Origin of the sequence: uncultured Campylobacter sp. (assembly GCF_938018145.1) — a bacterium.
Lineage (GTDB): Bacteria > Campylobacterota > Campylobacteria > Campylobacterales > Campylobacteraceae > Campylobacter_A.
This window is the reverse complement of record NZ_CALIII010000154.1, coordinates 1-3,075: the sequence shown is the minus strand read 5'-3', so window position 1 is coordinate 3,075 and position 3,075 is coordinate 1. Positions and strand designations below refer to the sequence as shown.

4 protein-coding genes are annotated in these 3,075 nt (G+C 45.7%); all 4 read left to right on the top strand.

Going from position 1 to position 3,075, the window contains the following annotated elements:
* Positions 1–139 precede the first annotated feature (139 nt).
* Positions 140–1,717, top strand: a complete 1,578-nt coding sequence (serA, locus tag Q0338_RS03500; protein ID WP_298085551.1) for a phosphoglycerate dehydrogenase — start codon at positions 140–142, stop codon at positions 1,715–1,717.
* 43 nt (positions 1,718–1,760) lie between these two features.
* Positions 1,761–1,982, top strand: coding sequence for a hypothetical protein (locus Q0338_RS03495; RefSeq protein ID WP_004322173.1), 222 nt, complete (start codon positions 1,761–1,763; stop codon positions 1,980–1,982).
* 110 nt (positions 1,983–2,092) lie between these two features.
* Positions 2,093–2,659 (top strand): elongation factor P, encoded by a 567-nt coding sequence (gene efp, locus Q0338_RS03490; RefSeq protein WP_002948377.1) that lies wholly within the window; start codon positions 2,093–2,095, stop codon positions 2,657–2,659.
* An 18-nt stretch (positions 2,660–2,677) separates the two neighbouring features.
* Positions 2,678–3,075 (top strand): DUF4304 domain-containing protein (locus Q0338_RS03485; RefSeq protein ID WP_298085550.1); only part of this gene is annotated, 398 nt, incomplete at its 3' end.

Here is a 3,075-nt window from a genome sequence, read left to right as displayed (position 1 = left end):
TACCCGTAGATTTTAGCGTAGTAAAAGAAAATTCACAAAATTTAATTTACATCAACACGCAAGATAACGGCGTTTTAGACCGCGTTATAAACGAACTTAAGGCGTACGATATACGCTCAACTTTCAAGGAGATCAAGCTGTGAAAACGATAATAGTGTGCGACGCAATACATAAAGTCGGCTTTGAAATTTTAAATCGCGAAGAGGATATAAAAGTAATCGATGCAGTAAGTATGCCTAAAGATAAGCTTTTGGATATCTTAGGCGAGGCTGACGTGGCCATCACGCGAAGCTCGACCGAAGTCGGCGAGGCGTTTTTAAATGCGGCCAAAAATCTAAAAGCTCTCGTGCGCGCGGGCGTGGGCGTTGATAACGTAGATATCGACGGCTGCTCAAAACGCGGCATAATCGCGATGAACGTCCCTACGGCAAACACGATCGCCGCCGTAGAGCTAACGATGGCTCATATGTTAGCTGCCGCTCGCTCGTTTCCGTACGCTCACAACGACCTAAAAATCGACCGAATTTGGAAACGCGAGAAATGGTACGGCGTTGAGCTTTTTAACAAGACTCTAGGCGTCATCGGCTTTGGCAACATCGGCTCTCGCGTAGCGGTTAGGGCTGCGGCTTTCGGTATGCAAATCGTTGCTTACGATCCGTATATCGATCCGTCGAAAGTAACCGATATGGGCGGCGTTTATACGCGAAATTTCGACGACATCCTTGCGTGTGATTTCATCACTATACACACTCCGAAAAATAAAGAAACCGTAAACATGATCGGCGAGGCGGAGATCGCAAAGATGAAGGACGGCGTGCGCCTCATAAACTGCGCTCGCGGCGGCCTTTACAACGAAGAGGCGCTGTATAACGGCCTAAAAAGCGGCAAGATAGCGTTTGCTGGTATCGACGTGTTTGAGAAAGAGCCTGCGACGGATAATCCGCTACTTGAGTTAAATAACGTCAGCGTTACGCCGCATCTCGGTGCAAATACGCTCGAGTCTCAAGCCAACATCGCTATCGCCGCAGCCGAGCAGGCTATCTCGGCGGCTCGCGGCATCAGCTATCCTAGCGCGCTAAATTTGCCGATAAAAACGGAAGATCTACCGCCTTTTGTGGAGCCTTATATCGAGCTTACGAGCAAGATGGCCTTCCTCGCCGCGCAAATCAACAAAAAGGCTATCAAAGCTATCCGCATCGAGACGCACGGCCCTATTAGCGAGTACGCCAACTCTATGCTTACCTTTGCGATCGTGGGCGCTTTAAAAGAGAGCTTGGGCGATACGATAAACTACGTAAACGCTAAATTTTTGTGCGACGAAAAGGGCATAACGACAGAGAGCACCGTCGGCGGCAATAGTATTTTCAAAAATAAAATCACCGTTCGCATCACGACCGAAAATGATGTCGTAATGATCGGCGGAACGGTATTTGGCGAAAATCAGCAACGCATCGTGACGATAAACGGCTTTAAGACCGACTTTAAGCCTAAAGGTAAGATGATTATCTTTAAAAACAACGACGTTCCGGGCGTTATCGCGAAAATTTCGTCTATCCTAGCCGAAGAAAAGATCAATATTGCCGACTTCCGCCTAGGACGCGACGATCACGGTATGGCGCTTGCGGTCGTGCTTGTGGACGAAAAGATAACCAAAGAGACGCTGGCTAAGCTAAACGATCTTGACGTTTGCGTATGGGCAAAATACGCAGTTGTCTAAATTTAAGCCCTAATTCGGGCTTAAATTCAAGGAGGGTTTGAGTATGAAATTTTTACTTTTGATTCCTATTTTGTTTTTGCTTGCGGGTTGCGAGAGCGAAGTGCAAAAGCAAACTACGAAAAATTTCGAGAAAATTCTGACCGAAAAAAAGAAATTTCAAAAGATACAAAAAGACGATCCTAGCGTAAGCGAACAGATGAAAAGGGAAATCCACTCGCAGTCTGAAAAGAGCAAGGAAAAGGGCGAGTTTAAATTTAAGCCTTAAATTTGAGTTTTACTTCGGCGAGCGCGGTCAAATTTGCCCTCTCGCCGCTTCTTAAACTAAACTAAAAACTTTTTTGATATAATCAGCCTTTAAAACTACAAGGAGAGAAAATGGCAACCTATTCTATGGGCGACCTAAAAAAAGGACTAAAGATCGAGCTAGACGGCGTTCCGTATAAAGTCGTCGAATATCAGCACGTAAAACCGGGCAAGGGCGCAGCTTTCGTTCGCGCGAAAATCAAATCTTTCATCGACGGTAAAGTGCTTGAAAAGACCTTCCACGCGGGCGACAAATGCGACCAGCCGAATCTGGAAGAAAAAGAGATGCAGTATCTTTACGACGACGGCGAGTTTTGCCAGTTTATGGACACTGCGACCTACGAGCAAGTAGCGATCAGCGATGAGGACGTAGGTGATGTTAAAAAATGGATGATCGACGGCATGATGGTTGAGATTTTGTTTCACAACGGCAAGGCTATCGGCGTAGAAGTACCGCAAGTCGTCGAGCTAAAGATCGTCGAAACTCCGCCGAATTTCAAAGGCGACACCCAGGGCGGTAAAAAGCCTGCTACGCTTGAAAGCGGCGCGGTCGTACAGATACCTTTCCACGTGCTTGAGGGCGAGGTTATCCGCGTGGATACCGTCCGCGGCGAGTACATCGAACGCGCAAATAAATAATCGCAACCGTCAAATTTGATGAAAGCAAAATTTGACGAGCTCATAGCCCAAGTAAAGCCGCTGTTTAAAGATAACGGCTTTACCAAAAACGGGCTAAATTTCTACAAAAATACCCCCAAATTTATATATGTCGTAAATTTACAAAAAAGTAGCGGCAATACCGCATTTGAAACCAGATTTTACGTAAACTGCGGCATTTACGGCGCATTTATCGATACTGCGACCGGCAAAGAAACTGTCTCAAAACCTAAAGAATACGAGTGTCATTTTAGGGATAGAATTTCATCTATCATAGACTCTAAAGCAGCTTACTATGAAATCAACGAAAATACCGACACGGCAGTGCCTTGCAAAAATTTATCAAGCGATTTAAAAGCGGCGTTTAGATTTTTTGACGAGATAAAAACCGAACGAAA